This window comes from Shewanella kaireitica (genome assembly GCF_023284045.1).
GTDB lineage: Bacteria > Pseudomonadota > Gammaproteobacteria > Enterobacterales > Shewanellaceae > Shewanella > Shewanella kaireitica.
This window is the reverse complement of the sequence record NZ_JAKIKQ010000002.1, coordinates 72,916-87,693: the sequence shown is the minus strand read 5'-3', so window position 1 is coordinate 87,693 and position 14,778 is coordinate 72,916. Positions and strand designations below refer to the sequence as shown.

The window sequence follows — 14,778 nt, the reverse complement described above, 5'->3', positions numbered from 1 at the left end:
GATTGATTGGTGATCAAGTCGTTCTATTTGAGCTTTTGTTTTTCAATTCCCTCTTTAGCAACCATTTCTAACCAATGCTGTGCTAAACGGGCATTTGAACCATTTCTACGATAGGCACCAAATAATGGCCTTTTAAGCCCGTCAGGACCCAGTTTTATGCTAGCTAGGTTTAGGCCGTGGCTTTCACTGATTGACCAGTTCGGCAATGCCGCAATACCATCTTTACAGGCAATGCGTTGTAGTAACATCATGGTGAGGTCACATTTGATGACAGCCCCCGCCTGAATGCCAGCAGGCTCCATAAAATGGCGATAAATATCCAATCGTTCTAGCGCGACTGGATAGCTTAAAATAGGCAGGTTTTCGAGTTGCTTTGGCGTGACAAACTCTTCATTGGCAAGCGGGTGATTATTGGCCACGACAAGTCGTACTTCAAAGTCAAAAAGGTGTTGGTAAGCAATTGATTGTCCTGGCACAGGATCAGAAGTTAGCACAACATCTAGTTCACCCAACTCAAGTGCATTCAATGAATCAAATAAGTGACGGCTTGATAGGTCTAGATCTGCCTGAGGATATTCCTGCCTAAATTGCTCCATTACTGGCATTAACCAGCGGAAACAGCTGTGGCATTCAATTCCCACGCCCAGCTTATTATCGCCTTCTTCAAGACCCTTCTTTAGATCAAACTCGGTCTCTATGACCTTAGGTAAAATGTCTTCTGCAAGGTTTAGCAATCTAGAGCCTTCTTGAGTGAAAGATAATGGCTTACTCTTTCGCACAAAAATGGCTGAATTAATCCTTGTCTCAAGTTCCTTGATCTGATGAGACAGTGCCGATTGTGTGACAAAGCGTTTCTTCGCAGCACCTGCGAGACTTCCGCTTTCCTTTAGGGCAACTAATGTACGTAAATGTCTAAGCTCTATCATTTTATCCTCACATGAAGTTTTCTCATGTTGCTTTTGAATTCATTTCTGTTGCGATGAAATAGACTATCATAGTAAACGTCTAGACGTCCAGATGCCTATTTTTAAAGTTGAAACCATTTAATCCAGAAGAGTGTGTCTGAATTATATTCATTTTAACACCAAAGGGTATACAATATGCAATTAAATAGTTTGGCTTTTTTCTGAATAGGTTATCTGGCTAAATTTTAGAAGGCTGTAGAGAGGCATTAATTAGGTAAATGGTATTCGGTTTTAGCTATTGATATTGATAGGTATTTCTGTTTTTTGTGTCGATGCCGTTAAGTCAGTTTTAGAGGCTGATTAATCCTCCAAAAAGATTTTGCATATTATGAACAAGTCTTTAACCTGAGTGCAACTTTGGACGTAATTTACGAATCGCATCGTGGACCAAATGCTGTCGTTCCGGATATTTTACATAAAGTAGCGAGTGGTGGAATATCAAAATTCAAGCAGAGTTAGCAGACAAAACGACCAATATTTTTTATGCCAACTCTCGCTATACTTTTTTAGGCTTTGGTAAATAGCTGTAGTTCGACATCGGTGCAGACACATTTTTGATGAAGTGCTGAGCGTTAGCTCATCAAGAAAACTGACTTTGCTATCTGTGAATTTTTATCTACTTGCTAAAGGTAGTTGATGAAGAGTTAGCTAAATGCACATAGCTATCTAAGTTACTTAGTATTTGAATACAATACTCGTTCGGTTTAAAGCTTTGGGTATGGCTAACAATTTTATTACCCAGAACCTGTATTAATAGCGTAAGTGAAAGCCATAGTTAGCTAGATAAAACTTAATATTGATCTGCTCGGGCCAATAAATGACAGCATGCCGCCAACTCGTTTGCTTCTAAGCACGTTACAATATCGATGCTAAGGTTAAAATTTGCGCGCTTCTACTCAATACTATTCGCTGATATTGGTTATGGTTAAGGGGATCGGGTACACTAGCGCCTTTGTCGGCTAAAAGACCTAAAATCATGGAAACTTTTTATAGTTTATACCCTGTGTTTAAGCATACTCACATGACGTTTGTTGCGTTAAGTGTGCTGTTTTTTATTGTGCGTTTTTCGCTTCATTTACGTCAGTCGCCAATAATGGACAAAAAGTTCGTTAAAATTGCGCCGCACGTTATCGATACCTTCCTGCTGCTATCTGGTTTGATTTTGTGTTTTTCTATTAAACAGTATCCATTTGTTGATCCTTGGATGACAGAAAAACTCAGTGCCGTGGTTGCTTATATCCTGCTAGCGACTATCGCTCTTAAGGCTAATCGTAATAAATTATTTAAAGTATTTGCCGCATTAGGTGCACTTGGTTGGGTGGTTTACGCCGCGAAACTGGCTGTGTTTAAGCAAGCAGTTTTATTAGGTTGAAGACTCACTTGAAACTTAACGATTCTATTCAATTACCAGAAACAGCCTTTGATGTTGCAGAACATCTGGGCTTTTCTAAAGAAAAAAATGCTAATTGGGCTTGGCTTGAGCTGGCAGGTTCGGTATTAAGCTTTTATGTGGTTGACAGGCATGACCGATTAAAAGCATTACTGAACTGGTTTTATAATGACTTGGGTTTCTGTGCGCGTGAAGCTTATTACAGTGCGGAAGCGGCAGATCTCGGTAAGTGCATGACATCAAAACAGGGCAATAGCACCACGCTAGCCACTGTGTTGATGTTGTTGGCAAAGCAGTTGGATCTTAAGTTAGAGCCATTGCTTTTACCTGGACAAACGGTGCTTCTGAGTCAAATTGACGATGAGATTCGCTATATTGATCCTCTCACTGGCAATGAGTTGAGCAAACACCAACTGCATATTTTAGTACGTGGTGAGCTAGGTAATGCGGCCGCATTTAAACCAAGTTACCTAAAACCAGCGTCAGTAAAGCGCATAGTGTCACGCATGATCCATGAGATGAAAGCGGGCAGTATTGTCGCGCACAAATTTGAACCTGCGATGGAGTGCTGTAATTTGCTGCTGCAGTGGCACCCGGAAGATCTCAACCTCAACCGCGAACGAGCCTTTATTGCCCAGCAGTTGGGTTGTATTAGCGTCGCGACAGCTGATTTAAAACATTTTGTCGATAACAGTCCGCATGACCCTGTCATTGAGCTGGTAAAGATGCAATTGAAAGAGCTTAAAGAGAACGTCGAAACGTTCCATTAAGCGCAAAAAAAGAGAGCCGAATGGCTCTTTTTTCGTTACACAGCTATCAGTATTAGAGTGTACAAATACACCATTACTAAACCAACAAATTGAACAAAAAGAATAATAACTAGGCAACGTATTGTTATTACAATACAGCCACTATCAGGGGGATAGGGTAAAATGAGTAGTTCCGATTCGATCAGTAGTGCATTGGTCACCAATGATGCCACAGCGCTTGGCATTTTAGCGGTTGTGCTGGGGTTTGTATTTTACACCAGTAACAGCAGCCACCATTTCTGGAAGAAGTTTTATACTTTCATTCCAGCATTGTTGATGTGTTATTTCTTACCATCATTGCTCAATACTTTTAATATTATCGATGGTGATACCTCAAAGCTGTATTTTGTCGCTTCACGTTATCTACTTCCCGCTTGCTTAGTGTTACTTATTTTAAGTGTCGATCTAAAAGCTATTTTATCGCTTGGCCCGAAAGCGATAATCATGTTTTTAACTGGTACTGTCGGTATTGTGATTGGCGGTCCAATTGCGTTATTGATCATATCGAGTATCAACCCAGAGGTACTTGGTGTCACCGGCCCGGAAGCTGTATGGCGCGGAATGACAACCCTAGCGGGTAGTTGGATTGGCGGCGGTGCCAACCAAGCAGCAATGAAAGAGATCTATGAAGCGGGCGGCGATATATTTTCAATCATGGTAACGGTAGACGTTATCGTGGCGAATATCTGGATGGCAGTGCTGCTATTTATGGCCTCAAAAGCGAAAGAGATTGACGCTAAAACTGGCGCAGATACATCAGCTTTAGAAGCTTTAAAAGAGAAGGTAGAGAAATACCACGCCGAGAATGCGCGTATCCCAAGCCTCAATGATTTGATGATGATTGCAGCGATTGGATTTGGTATTACCGGTCTTGCCCATGTGGTCGCCGACTTCCTAGGTCCATTCTTTGAAGCAAATTATCCTTGGACCCGCGATTACAGCTTAACGTCTAAATTCTTCTGGTTAATCGTCACGGTAACCACCATTGGTTTAGCGATGTCGTTCAGTCCCGTTCGTCATTTAGAAGCGGCGGGTGCATCTAAAGTGGCCACGGTTTTCTTGTATATCTTGGTTGCGACCATTGGTTTGCACATGGATGTCTCAAAACTGTTCGATGCAGATAACCTTTGGTACTTTGCAATTGGTATGATTTGGATGCTGATCCATGCAAGCTTCATGTTGATTGTGGCTAAACTGATAAAAGCACCGCTGTTTTATATGGCGGTGGGCAGCCAAGCGAATGTCGGTGGCGCGGCTTCAGCACCTGTAGTAGCCGCTGCATTCCACCCGGCTTTGGCGCCAGTGGGTGTGCTTCTAGCTGTGTTGGGCTATGCTTTAGGCACTTATATGGCATGGATGTGTGGCCAACTCCTGCAGCTAGTTGCAAGCTAGACTTGCAGGTACGAATTAATATGAATAATGCCAAGACCACTGTCTTGGCTCTGATAGAGAGAAGAGATTGATGAGCAATAAAACCATTGATTTAGGTTCGATTGAAATCGCAAATGACAAACCTTTTGTGTTGTTTGGTGGTATGAATGTGCTTGAGTCACGCGATCTTGCAATGCAGATTGCCGAGACTTACGCTGAAGTGACTCAGAAATTGGGGATCCCTTACGTATTTAAAGCATCGTTCGATAAGGCAAACCGCTCTTCTGTAAACTCTTACCGTGGTCCAGGTATGGAAGAGGGCTTGAAGATTTTTGAAGAGATTAAGTCAACTTTCAATCTACCGTTGATCACTGACGTTCATGAAGTTCATCAGTGTGCACCTGTGGCTGAAGTGGTCGATATTATTCAACTGCCAGCATTTTTAGCGCGTCAAACAGATTTAGTGGTCGCAATGGCTAAGACTGGCGCAATCATTAATGTGAAAAAACCACAGTTTTTAGCGCCGCACGAAATGCGTCATATCATCACTAAATTTAATGAAGCGGGTAATGATGAAATCATTTTGTGTGAACGTGGCTCAAGCTTTGGTTATAACAATCTAGTTGTTGATATGTTGGGTATGGATGAGATGAAGCAGTCGGGTTACCCAGTGATCTTCGATGCTACTCATGCATTACAGAAACCAGGTGGACGTAGTGATAGTGCTGGCGGTCGTCGCGCTCAAGCGACTGAACTTGCGCGTAGTGGTATGGCATTAGGTTTAGCAGGCTTGTTCATTGAAGCGCATCCTGATCCTGATAATGCTAAGTGTGATGGCCCTTGTGCGTTGCCTTTGCATCAACTAGAGAACTACTTAACCCAAATGAAAGCGGTAGATGACCTTGTTAAGTCATTTGCACCGATTGATACCAGTAAATAAGTTTTACTGTTTCCAGCGAGAGAGTTCTCGCGACAAAAGCCCTGTGTTGATGATACAGGGCTTTTTTATAAGCAAAAAATTCTGTTCCATTCAGTCTTGACCAATCCTCTATTCTTCATTTATTTGCTACTTTTAAGTTTGGCTACAGACTTAAGCTTTATCCTGTTAGGTTATAAAAAAAGCACGAGTTCGATAACTGTTCGTTAGCTATGATTAGACTTATCGAACTCGAAAACTTGACTGATAACAGATAGGTTGAATGATGAAAGCAGATAAACAGGCACTCGCTGAAGAAGGGCCGCAAGGAATGCTGGGAAAGGCACTCGATGGAATTGAGCGTGTCGGTAATAAGTTACCTGACCCTGCGATGTTATTTTTAATATTGATGTTTGCAGTATGGGGCTTATCAGCCTTATTGTCGGGTGTCAGTTTTGATGCGATAGATCCTCGTACCGACAGTCCGATAGTCGTTAATAACTTACTCAGTGCAGAAGCGCTTACTCACTTTCTAACCTCGATGGTGACCACCTTTACCGCGTTTGCCCCTTTAGGCGTAGTGCTTGTTGCCATGCTAGGTGTTGGGGTTGCCGAGCATTCAGGTTTCATCAATACAGCACTCAAGCAGATGCTAAAAGTCACCCCAGCTAAACTATTGACTCCAGCTGTTGTATTGGTCGGCATAATCTCTCATACCGCAACAGATGCTGGCTATGTAGTTGTTATCCCTCTTGCTGGCGTTATCTTCTTTACGGTGGGGCGTCACCCGTTAGCAGGTATCGCCGCAGCCTTTGCTGGCGTATCGGGTGGTTTTTGCGCTAACTTTATTCCATCAGGCATCGATCCACTACTGCAAAGTTTTACGCAATCGGCAGCGCAGATTGTTGACCCAAGTATTTCGGTCAACCCTCTGAATAATTGGTTTTTTGCCGCTTCTTCTTGTATTCCTATTACGCTGCTTATTTGGTGGTTAACAGATAAAGTGCTTGAGCCTAGACTAAATCGGACTCATAAAGTCAATCGTGACGAAGTTGATCTGCCTGCTATGGATGAAGTGACGCCGACAGAGATGAAAGCGTTTAGAAGTGCATCATTAGTCATGCTAATCGCTATTGTAGGCTTCTTCTCTTTAACCTTTCCAGAGAATTCCACGCTTAGAGATAGTAATGGTTCGCTAACCAGCTTTAGTGCACCACTAATGCAATCTATTGTACCGCTGATCTTTATTTTCTTTATGTTGCCAGGTCTTGTATATGGTTACATCACGGGCAGTTTTAAAAACTCAAGTGATGTTGTTCAGGCCATGTCTAAATCGATGAGCGGCATGTCGCACTACATAGTAATGGCATTTTTCTGTGCGCAGTTTGTCGCTGCATTCTCGGCATCTAACCTAGGGGCATTAATTGCTGTTGAGGGCGCTAGTGGCCTTAAAGCACTCAACTTACCAGCCGAAGTGACTGTCGTCGGTATGATCATTCTGGTTGGTTTTGTTAACTTGTTTGTTGGTTCGTCATCAGCTAAATGGGCGTTAATAGGGCCTGTGTTAGTTCCAATGTTGATGCAGCTTAATATCAGTCCTGACTTATCCCAAGCTGCCTACAGGGTTGGTGACTCAAGCTCTAATATCATTACGCCGTTAATGCCGTATTTCCCATTAGTAGTGGTGTATTGTCAGCGCTATGTGAAGAATATCGGTATTGGAACACTCATCTCGATGATGTTACCGTTTAGTTTGGCACTGATGGCAATTTGGAGTGCTTGGTTACTGCTTTATTGGTCAATAGGCTTGCCATTGGGGTTAGGCTCAAGTTACAGCTATGGCTTGTAAGAGGTGATACTAATAGCGGCTTCTGAGGACTAATAGATAAAAGGCCAAGTGGTGGGACTTGGCCTTTTGTGGAGAGTGATGAGCTAAACGACTTTTATTTTTTATCTAGTGCGTGCTTGGCGGCATTTTCTCCAGCTTTACGGCCAAAGACTACCGTTTCTGCAATGGCATTTCCGCCTAAACGGTTATGTCCATGTAGACCTCCTGTCACTTCTCCTGCTGCAAATAGACCTTCCATTTTCCAGCTTTGAAGGTTCAATACGTTTGCATCAGTATCAACGGCTACACCGCCCATAGTGTGATGGATACCGGGAGCAACTTTAACTGCATAGAAAGGAGCTTTACTCAGGTTTAAAGGCATGTCTTCACGACCAAATGCATCATCTTTACCGACTGCTTGATACCTATTGTAATCATCAGCCGTCTTAGATAACGCTTTCATTCCTGTGATTTTTGCCAATTCTTCAATGGTATTAGCTTTACTTAGCATGCCTAAGTGTTCATAGCCGCGTACCATTTTCTTTTTCTCAACCAACTGTTCATCAAAGACTAACCAAGCATATTGATCTTTTTGCTTTAGAATTGCATCTGAAGCACGGTCACGAGTTGTTAGTTCACTGATGAAGCGCTGGCCATCGGTGTTGACCATGATAGCGCCGACACCACGAACTGTTTCAGAAATTAGAATGCGACTGTCTTTACCAATGGTTGGGTGTGCTTGAACCCAGTCGATATCGGTCATTGAGGCGCCAATTTCCTTGGCCAGCAAAATACCGTCGCCAGTGGCTGTGACGTTGTTCGAACTGGTCATGTCTTTCATGGTTGGGCGGTAGTAAGCAATCATCTGCTTATTCATACCGTAACCCCCTGTGGCAAGCACCACTGAGTCAGCCGCTATCATGTTATAACCACTATGGCGACCATGGACAACAACACCAGCTATAGACTTGTCTTCATTTAGGACAATTTTTTCAACTCGAGAGTTAACTCGGACTGGAATATCGCGGGTTACTGCAGCTTTACGCAGAGTATCTATAATGTGTGGCCCAACAGAAGCACCACCTGATGGTCGATGAGTACGCTCAACTCGTGCACCACCTGAGCGTTTTAAATCATCCATATTGGCGCCCAATGACTCAAGCCATTTCACGGCGTCAGCGGATTCTTCTGCTAGGATCTGCACAAGCTTTTCGTCATTTTTATAGCGGCCGCCTTTCATTGCATCTTCGGCGTACCATTCAACCTTATCTTCTATACCTTTGGCTTTTTGTTGTGGTGTCCCGACGGCGTTGATTCCACCTGCCGCAAGCATTGAATTACCCCCCGTGTAAGCCGCTTTTTCAAAGAGAACCACGTTAGCACCTGCCGCCTTAGCTGAGATTGCCGCATTGAACCCGGCAGAACCGCCACCGACTACAATGACATCTACCGTTTCTACTGGACCGTTATTGATGGCTTTTTGAATTTTTTCTTGGTTCCAACCTGCATCCCAGCGCTTTTTATCTTTGGCGTTTGCAAATGGCATTTCCATTTCAAAATTATGGCAGTTATTACAGGTCAATGTTGCTTTAGCATGACCGGAGTGACACGAGGTACAGTTGATCTCGCCTAAATGTGAAGCATGTGGATCAAACTCAAGTTTGTCGCTAGCGAGCTCTTCGTAAGAACCATGACAAGATCGGCACTGTTGGTTCTCGTATGTTTGGCTATCGGTTATGCCTTTTTTAATGTCTTTCATTTTTTCTGCTACGTGGCAAGAATCACAACTACCCATATCGGTGTGGAACGATGCGAGATCATTGCTCTTTGCTACAGCGGAGCCAGAAGACAATAGTATTACAGTCATTAATGAGGCGAGTTTAGTTAGTTTCATTGTTTACTCCATAGCGGTCCATTTTTAGTACTTGCTGATGAGTACTATTTATTTGCTAGTAGATTAGAGGTAGATGGGGTTTAAAACTTAGAACTATGTCATGTTAAATAACTGAGTAAATAAATGTTAAACATGTTTAAGTTTTTCTTAAAATGCTATTTATCTGTGGTGAGTGTGAGCTGGATGTATTTATTTTTAATCCGGGTTTAATAAGATTTAGAACACAAAGTCTAATAACTATAATTTCTTGTTTTTATATAATCTTTTATTGTCCCAAGGGTGTTTTATGAAAAAATCTATATTGTCTACTGCTATTATATCTGTTGTTTTATTTAGTTCGTTCTCTGCTTTAGCTAATGCTCCGCAAGTCTATGGTCGACTTGATTTCTCTGTCACACATTCAGATAATGGCACGACTACCCAAAATGGGAAGTCTGGTACAGTCATTGAAAATAACTTCTCTAAAATTGGTCTAAAAGGCAGTGAGAAGATAGCTAAAGATCTTGAATTACTTTATAAAGTGGAAGTGCAAGTCCATAGCGCAACGCAAAGTGATGATGTATTTACACCACGAAATACCTACCTAGGTTTAAAGTCTAATTTGGGTACTTTTTTGGTTGGCCGTAATGATACCGTTTTTAAAACCTCAAAAGGCAATGCCGAATCGTTTGCACTGACCAACGCGGCTTATAATCGTATGATTGGTGGTCAAGTGCGCAGGGGAGACGGGTTTACTTATTATTCACCAAAAATTGCAGGTTTATTCAATCTTAATGCTACTTATTTGATGGATGACAATTACCAAGATAATGATGAAGAGCAATATGCACTAAATGTTGTATTCGGAGATAAAAAATTAAGTAAGTCTAATTATTATATCTCTGCTGCATATAATACCGTGGGTGGAATTAATGCGTATAGAGGCGTTGCTCAAGTAAAGTTTAACAACCTTAAGTTAGCAGGGTTATTCCAAAATACAGAAAGTCAATCTTATGAAGATAAAAATGGTAATTCATACTTTTTCTCCGCTATTTATAATTTCAATGGTGTCAATCTTAAAGCTGAATATGGAAAAGATAAAGCCGGTTTCGGTAAGTATTTTAAAAGCAGTGCACTAAATTCAACAGATTATAAAGAGGCGACTGATGTCGATATAGATTCATTGGTTATTGGCGCAGATTATAAACTGTCAAAATCTACGACTGTATATGCTCATTTTGCCACTTATTCAGGGGAATATCGGGTTGCTAATGCTGGTCCAATTATTGAACTTGAAGATGACAATATTACCAGTGTTAGTGTTCGCTATGATTTCTAGTTAGCGGTGTTGATTTATGGTGTATAAACTCTGCTTACTGAGTTTATACACCTTGCGCTAAGTCTAATTAATCATATAAATATTACCTGCCTAACACTTCCATTCATTGGTCTTTGATTAAACCCGTTTTCAGAGTTGATTAAGATATAATTAATTGGATATTGACCTAGGTACTGATGATGAGAATTACGCTAAAACAACTGAGCATTTTTAAAGCTATTCATAACAGCGGCCAAATCTCTAAAGCGGCAAAAGCACTGCACATGTCAGTACCTGCGGTTAGCATGGCGCTTAAAGAGCTTGAAAGCTCCTTAGGAAGCCGGTTGTTTGATCGTAATAGCAATGGCTTAGCTATTAACGATAGTGGCACGGTGATCTTGCCCTATGCGAATGAAATGTTGTCTAAAGGGATGCAGCTAGAGCAAATATTCGTAGAAAAGACTAATGGTGTAAGAGGAACACTTAAAGTGGGCAGCAGTAAAACGGCTGGTAACTATGTCTTGTCTCGTAAAATTCCGCTATTTAAGAAAAATAATCCTTTTGTTGATATCAAATTGGTTGTTGAAGACAGCATCACTATTGAAAAAATGGTCAGTGAAAAAGAACTCGACCTTGGCTTCATTGATGCAAAGCCTGCCAGTAAAAACCTTAGTACCAAACAGTGGATAAAAGATGATATCTGTATCGTAGCGGGTGCTGCGAACCCCATCAGTTCAACGTCGGTTTGTCCTTCGAGCTTATCAAAAGAGTTGTGGGTGTTAGAGCAATCAAGTTCGATTAGTCGGGCGAGAGCGATTCAACTACTCAAAAGTGCCAAGATCAATATTGAGCAAGAGTTGACGATGACAACCATGGGGGCGATAAAAAGAGCGATAGGAACGGGGATCGGCATTAGCGTGCTGCCTTGGCTAGCGGTTGTTGAAGAGGTTAAGCGCGGCGATCTTGTTAAAATAGAACTCGAGGGCTGGGAGCACTGCCGACATTACTGGTCAATTTATGGCGAGGATGAAGCCTTATCTGAGCTAGCGGCAAAGTTTCTCAATTTTTGTTATGCCAAGTGAATTGCAGTAATGATCAATTCAGATCCTGTCATACTCGGTTTTGTCGCCACAACATTAGGTATTATCTTTTATACTAGCCAGTTGCAGCATGTATTTTGGCAAAAGCTTTATCGGTATATCCCAGTGATGGTCATGTGTTACTTCTTACCATCATTATTTAACGCGTTTGATTTAATTGATACGAGCAGTAGCCAATTAGCCAGCATTGCATCGCGTTATATCATGCCAGCTTGTCTTTGCTTATTAATCATTAGTGTTGATGTGCGAGCCTTGCTACAACAAGGGCCAAAACTTATCATCCTTTACCTTGTCGGTGCTTTTGGTGTGGTTGTTGGTGGACCTGCGACTTTGTTGTTATTCGCCTATTTCGCCCCCGACAGTTTGCCTTGGGATGGTGCCAATTCGGTATGGAAGGGCATGGCTACGCTGGCCGGTAATTGGGTTGGCGGCACTGCAAATCAGTTGGCGATGAAAGAGGTGTATCAAGTCGGCGATCATATATTTTCAATAATGATTACTGTTAACGTGGTCTTTTCCGCGTTATGGATGTCTTTTTTACTCTTCTGCGCCAGTCATGCAAAGGTTATTGATCGCAAGTTAAAAGCAGACACTAAACAAATTGTAAAACTACAACAATCCGCGAATAGTCTAAATATTGAATCGAGAAAAATTCCAAGCCTAAACAATTATATGTTGATCTTTGCGGTGGGTTTTTCTGTCATGGGACTAGGGCATGGCTTAGCTGACATATTGGCTCCCTTTTTTGAGAGCAATTACCCACAACTGGCAAGGTATAGCTTTACGTCCGAGTTCTTTTGGATTGTGATTGTAGTGTCTGTTGTCAGTCTAGGCCTTTCTTACACCCAAGTGCGTCAATTAGAGTTAGTTGGAGCCTCTAAAGTATCGTCTATGATGCTTTACTTTTTGATCGCTATTATGGGATTGCAAATGGATATTACCTCCATTGCAGATTTTCCTATCTACTTCTTGATTGGCGCGGTATGGCTGTCAATACATGTGTTTTTTGTTGTCATCGCAGGTTATATCATGCGGGCACCCGTTGCTTATATGGCGATCGCTAGTCAGTGTAATTTAGGCGGAGCGGCTTCATCACCGGTGGTGGCCATGGCTTTCCACAAGAGTTTTGCGCCCGTAGCCGTACTTTTCTCTGTATTTGGCTACGGTATCGCGACTTATATGGCTTGGCTATGCGGTGAGTTGCTTAAAACGATTACTCCTTAAACTGAGTACATTTATCACAGCTACAAATATTCACTATTGATCCGAATGTAAGGCGTACGATGTGATTCCATTGCATAATGTCCTCGTCGAATATTCATACTTGGTAAGCAATAGACAATGGGTTGGATTTTATTTACTTTTCTAGCAGCTGCGATGCAGGCTTGGCGGAACGCTTTTCAAAGCCAACTCAGTAAAGAGGTTAATACCGCCGGAGTTACCTTGGCACGCTTTTTGTGGGCGACGCCAATCGCACTTATCTATTTAGTGGGTTTATATACATGGCAACCTGTGGGGTTGCCCTTCATTACGCCAACTTTCAGTCTTTATGTGCTTGCTGCTGCCGCTATGCAAATTGTTGCGACTATGATGATGGTTAAGCTATTTAAAATGCGTAATTTTGCCGTTGGGGCAGGGCTTGCCAAAAGTGAAGCCTTGATGGCCGCCATTTTAGGTGTGGTCTTCTTTGGTACTTACCTCTCTTGGGTTGGTTGGCTAGGAGTATTGATTGGCGGCGTAGCGGTTTTTATTATGAGTAGCGGTCAGAAACTAAAGCAGATCTCATTTGCTACCGTATTGCTTGGTCTTGCCTGTGGCGGTGCATTTGCATTGACCTCGCTTTGGGTACGCGCAGCAAGTCTCAGTCTTGACCTACCGTTTCCTCATCGCGCAGCATGGGTACTATTATTTGTTATCGCGATTCAAACCTTGGTGCTAGTGCTATACGCCTACGCTGTAGATCGAAGTACCATTGATAACTTACTCAAGCGGCCTAAGCTCACACTACTGACCAGTGTAACAAGCTGCTTAGGTTCTATCGGTTGGTTTAGTGCTATGTCTCTACAAAGTGTGCCTTACGTGAAAACCCTTGGTCAGATAGAAGTGTTTTTCACGCTGCTTATCGCCGCTTTTTGGCTAAAAGAAAAGGTGAAAGTAAGAGATGTAGCAGCATTAGTCATGATAGCTATTGCAGCAATCTTAGTGATGTGGGGCTAACGATTAAGCCATCATTGTACTTCGCTTAATCAGGCTGTCTTTATAGCTTAAGGTTTGTGAGACTGACTACCGTTTAGTTTTAACCGCTCAGCGCTTGGCTCGTTGCACGAGGTAGTAGACTATTTGGATTGAGATATGGGCGCTAAATACCCCTAAGGTCGCGCCGGCGACTAGGTCGCCTAAGTAATGATAATTTTGTCCTATCTGGCCTGCAATTGCGCCTAGCATCGCCAATATCCACACGATTTTAAGCTGTGGGAAACGCCACCAAAATACGCTCACCAGGGCATAAGTAAATAGAGCATGGCCTGAGGGGAATGAGTTGTAAGCTAGACCCTCTGCGAATGGGTGAAAGCCTTCAATGCCGTCGTTGATCCAAGACGGATTGCTGCCAGTGTCTGTATGAATCCAAGTTTCAGGCCAAGTACGGCCAAAAATGAATTTAGCCCCAAGACGAAAGGTTGTTGCAAGGATTAAGGTTATGCCTAAGCTGAACGCTAGTGTTAAGAAGTGCTTGCGACCTTTTGCGGTTACACAACTGAAAATGACTATCGCCGAAAGTATTTCAAATAGTAGGGGCATTTGGCTTAAAGGCTTAAAAATATGGCTGGCGTGGCTGTGTTGATGCATCCAAGTGGCAATGTTCCTATCGAGAAACAAGACGCTAAATACGGTGAGTGATAATGCGGCAAGATATAGCCAAATATGAGTTTTAGTACTCATATTTGAGGCTGGGCTTAGTGGTAGTGACAATTTCGCAAGAGCTAATCTAATCTTACTCATCAAAGGCTTAGAGTTAAAGGTTTTAGGTGCGTTGAGTTTAGGTACTGATAGCGCTATGCACAAGTCCCAATCTTTACCAAAGCCCTAGTATACCTTTAACCAAGATCGAGAGCATGCAGCGGCTAATTTTTTGTGGAAGCTCTCATCGCAATAGATATGCAAACAGCAGCGCCGCCCCAAGTGATTATCAATGCCAATATCATCATTA

Annotated in this window: 13 protein-coding genes; 9 read left to right on the top strand and 4 right to left on the bottom strand. The window is 42.4% G+C overall.

Translation table 11 applies throughout. The annotated features are described in order from the left end of the window. Positions 1–23 precede the first annotated feature (23 nt). Positions 24–926 (bottom strand): LysR family transcriptional regulator, encoded by a 903-nt coding sequence (locus tag L2730_RS02965; RefSeq protein WP_248973234.1) that lies wholly within the window; start codon positions 924–926, stop codon positions 24–26. Between the two features lie 1,015 nt (positions 927–1,941). Here L2730_RS02965 and L2730_RS02960 point away from each other — a divergent pair. From L2730_RS02960 to L2730_RS02940, 5 genes are all read left to right on the top strand, one after another. Then, positions 1,942–2,337 (top strand): SirB2 family protein, encoded by a 396-nt coding sequence (locus tag L2730_RS02960; protein WP_020911314.1) that lies wholly within the window; start codon positions 1,942–1,944, stop codon positions 2,335–2,337. 8 nt (positions 2,338–2,345) lie between these two features. Further along, positions 2,346–3,125, top strand: coding sequence for a transglutaminase family protein (locus L2730_RS02955; RefSeq protein WP_248973233.1), 780 nt, complete (start codon positions 2,346–2,348; stop codon positions 3,123–3,125). Positions 3,126–3,287: 162 nt separating this feature from the next. After that, positions 3,288–4,556, top strand: a complete 1,269-nt coding sequence (locus tag L2730_RS02950; RefSeq protein ID WP_020911316.1) for a DUF819 family protein — start codon at positions 3,288–3,290, stop codon at positions 4,554–4,556. A gap of 70 nt (positions 4,557–4,626) precedes the next feature. Further along, entirely contained in the window at positions 4,627–5,475 is an 849-nt protein-coding gene (kdsA, locus tag L2730_RS02945; RefSeq protein WP_248973232.1) for a 3-deoxy-8-phosphooctulonate synthase, read from the top strand. 262 nt (positions 5,476–5,737) lie between these two features. Continuing rightward, on the top strand, positions 5,738–7,300 hold the full coding sequence (locus L2730_RS02940; RefSeq protein WP_248973584.1) for an AbgT family transporter: 1,563 nt from the start codon (positions 5,738–5,740) through the stop codon (positions 7,298–7,300). A 94-nt stretch (positions 7,301–7,394) separates the two neighbouring features. On the opposite strand, the gene L2730_RS02935 is transcribed toward L2730_RS02940, so the two are convergent. Beyond that, the gene (locus tag L2730_RS02935) at positions 7,395–9,173 is read right to left on the bottom strand and encodes a flavocytochrome c (protein WP_248973231.1); all 1,779 of its coding nucleotides are present in this window, start codon (positions 9,171–9,173) and stop codon (positions 7,395–7,397) included. Positions 9,174–9,459: 286 nt separating this feature from the next. Here L2730_RS02935 and L2730_RS02930 point away from each other — a divergent pair, with 286 nt between their 5' ends. The 4 genes from L2730_RS02930 to L2730_RS02915 all read left to right on the top strand — a co-directional run bounded on the left by L2730_RS02930 (position 9,460) and on the right by L2730_RS02915 (position 13,787). Then, positions 9,460–10,491 (top strand): porin, encoded by a 1,032-nt coding sequence (locus L2730_RS02930; protein ID WP_248973230.1) that lies wholly within the window; start codon positions 9,460–9,462, stop codon positions 10,489–10,491. A 176-nt stretch (positions 10,492–10,667) separates the two neighbouring features. Beyond that, the gene (locus L2730_RS02925; RefSeq protein ID WP_248973229.1) at positions 10,668–11,552 is read left to right on the top strand and encodes a LysR substrate-binding domain-containing protein; all 885 of its coding nucleotides are present in this window, start codon (positions 10,668–10,670) and stop codon (positions 11,550–11,552) included. A gap of 9 nt (positions 11,553–11,561) precedes the next feature. After that, positions 11,562–12,794, top strand: coding sequence for a DUF819 family protein (locus L2730_RS02920; protein WP_248973228.1), 1,233 nt, complete (start codon positions 11,562–11,564; stop codon positions 12,792–12,794). 117 nt (positions 12,795–12,911) lie between these two features. Next, positions 12,912–13,787, top strand: a complete 876-nt coding sequence (locus tag L2730_RS02915) for a DMT family transporter (RefSeq protein WP_248973227.1) — start codon at positions 12,912–12,914, stop codon at positions 13,785–13,787. An 87-nt stretch (positions 13,788–13,874) separates the two neighbouring features. Here the strand turns inward: L2730_RS02915 and L2730_RS02910 are convergent, their stop codons facing one another. Continuing rightward, positions 13,875–14,510 carry a phosphatase PAP2 family protein gene (locus tag L2730_RS02910; RefSeq protein ID WP_248973226.1) on the bottom strand — a complete coding sequence of 212 codons (636 nt, stop codon included), beginning with the start codon at positions 14,508–14,510 and terminating at the stop codon, positions 13,875–13,877. Between the two features lie 182 nt (positions 14,511–14,692). After that, positions 14,693–14,773, bottom strand: a complete 81-nt coding sequence (locus tag L2730_RS02905; RefSeq protein ID WP_248973583.1) for a MetS family NSS transporter small subunit — start codon at positions 14,771–14,773, stop codon at positions 14,693–14,695. Positions 14,774–14,778: the final 5 nt, after the last annotated feature.

Bases quoted from the DNA above. Each gene is read 5' to 3' on its own strand.
- L2730_RS02910 (WP_248973226.1), bottom strand. From the start codon at position 14,510: ATGAGTACTAAAACTCATATTTGGCTATATCTTGCCGCATTATCACTC.
- L2730_RS02920 (WP_248973228.1), top strand. From the start codon at position 11,562: ATGATCAATTCAGATCCTGTCATACTCGGTTTTGTCGCCACAACATTA.
- L2730_RS02915 (WP_248973227.1), top strand. From the start codon at position 12,912: ATGGGTTGGATTTTATTTACTTTTCTAGCAGCTGCGATGCAGGCTTGG.
- L2730_RS02905 (WP_248973583.1), bottom strand. From the start codon at position 14,773: ATGATATTGGCATTGATAATCACTTGGGGCGGCGCTGCTGTTTGCATA.
- L2730_RS02950 (WP_020911316.1), top strand. From the start codon at position 3,288: ATGAGTAGTTCCGATTCGATCAGTAGTGCATTGGTCACCAATGATGCC.
- L2730_RS02960 (WP_020911314.1), top strand. From the start codon at position 1,942: ATGGAAACTTTTTATAGTTTATACCCTGTGTTTAAGCATACTCACATG.
- L2730_RS02930 (WP_248973230.1), top strand. From the start codon at position 9,460: ATGAAAAAATCTATATTGTCTACTGCTATTATATCTGTTGTTTTATTT.
- L2730_RS02925 (WP_248973229.1), top strand. From the start codon at position 10,668: ATGATGAGAATTACGCTAAAACAACTGAGCATTTTTAAAGCTATTCAT.
- kdsA (WP_248973232.1), top strand. From the start codon at position 4,627: ATGAGCAATAAAACCATTGATTTAGGTTCGATTGAAATCGCAAATGAC.
- L2730_RS02965 (WP_248973234.1), bottom strand. From the start codon at position 926: ATGATAGAGCTTAGACATTTACGTACATTAGTTGCCCTAAAGGAAAGC.
- L2730_RS02940 (WP_248973584.1), top strand. From the start codon at position 5,738: ATGAAAGCAGATAAACAGGCACTCGCTGAAGAAGGGCCGCAAGGAATG.
- L2730_RS02935 (WP_248973231.1), bottom strand. From the start codon at position 9,173: ATGAAACTAACTAAACTCGCCTCATTAATGACTGTAATACTATTGTCT.